Below are 1,387 nucleotides of genomic sequence, written 5' to 3' on the forward strand. Positions count from 1 at the left end.
GCTAATGGGATGTGCCGGCTGCTCCCCTCACCGTTGGGTTATTCTTAACCGGAATCAACCGTGCAACAAGGAGAAGCAGCCATGTGTGCAAAGAAGACAGGAAGCATTGAAGACATCGCCGTCGTCGGAATCGACATCGGGAAGGATACGTTTCACCTGGTCGGGTTCGACCGATCCGGCCAGTTGGTCATGCGCAAGCAGATCAAGCGCTTGGCCCTGAATACCACTTTTGAGCAACTCCCGCGCTGCATCGTGGGAATGGAGGCTTGCCTCAGCGCCCATTTTGTCAGCCGAACGCTACGGGGCATGGGGTTCGAGCCGCGGATCATCCCGGCGATTTACGTGAAGCCGTTCAACAAGGGACAGAAGAACGATTACAACGACGCTGAGGCGATCGCAGAAGCAGCGTTGCGGCCCAACCTTCGGACCGTTTCTGAGAAGGACCAGGATCAGCTCGACCTTCAGGCCTTGCACCGGGTCAGGGCACGGCTGGTTTCGCGGCGCACGGCCACCATCAACCAAATCCGGGCCTTTCTGATCGAGCAGGGCATCACTGTCAGGACGGGGCTGCGGGCACTGAAGAATTCTTTCGAGACGATCCTCGAACAGCGACGGGATGAGATATCGCCTCGGATGCGCGGCATCCTGATCGGTCTTTATGGCGATTGGCTCTGGTTGGACAAACGGATCGAGGATGTCTCTGGCGAGATCGAAGAGATCAGCCACACCGAAGAGAACTGCGCCAACATCATGACAATACCCGGCATCGGGCCAATGATTTCGACGGCGATGGTCGCGGCCGTCGGCAAAGGCGAGGCATTCGACCGGGGGCGTGATTTCGCGGCATGGGTCGGCTTGGTGCCCCGACAATTCAGCACCGGTGGCCGCACCATTCTCGGCCGGATCACCAAACGCGGCAGCCGCTATCTGAGGATGTTGTTCGTGCAGGCGGCGAAAGTGATCATGATGCGCCCACACCGATGGTCCGACTTCAGTTTCGGCTCGTGGCTGACCGAGGCGGTAGCCCGTATGCCGCGAAACAAAGCTGCCATAGCGCTTGCCAACAAACTCGCTCGAACCGCCTGGAGCATTCTGCGCAATGGCACCCGGTTCGACGCCCCACAAGACGCGGCCATGGAAGCGATCTGAAGCCTTCCACGGTCACCAAGGAGTTCGCGATAGAGAGGACAGCATGGAACGGAGAAGATACGCCCCCAGAGTCTGACGGCCCTTTAGGTCATCAGAGACCTATCCGCTAATGAGACCAAGGTGCGTGCGTAACCCCATCAAGGCCACGGCCCGCGAGCCGATCAACAGGCCGGATACATATGAGCGATTTCCGAAATCGTGCCAATTTCTCGATTGCGAACAGCAGCCGGCACATACA

At 58.6% G+C, this 1,387-nt stretch carries 1 protein-coding gene; it reads left to right on the forward strand.

Annotated elements, in window-relative coordinates:
• Positions 1-81: 81 nt before the first annotated feature.
• Positions 82-1,149: an IS110 family RNA-guided transposase gene (locus CRO46_RS19750; protein WP_097109528.1), complete on the forward strand. Its 1,068-nt coding sequence runs from the start codon at positions 82-84 to the stop codon at positions 1,147-1,149.
• The last annotated feature ends 238 nt before the right edge of the window (positions 1,150-1,387 follow it).

This window comes from Parahoeflea halophila, from assembly GCF_900220985.1.
In the GTDB taxonomy this organism is placed as follows: domain Bacteria; phylum Pseudomonadota; class Alphaproteobacteria; order Rhizobiales; family Rhizobiaceae; genus Hoeflea; species Hoeflea halophila.

What these genes read in the sequence shown, in the direction of transcription:
- CRO46_RS19750 (WP_097109528.1), top strand. Translation starts at nt 82, where the DNA reads ATGTGTGCAAAGAAGACAGGAAGCATTGAAGACATCGCCGTCGTCGGA.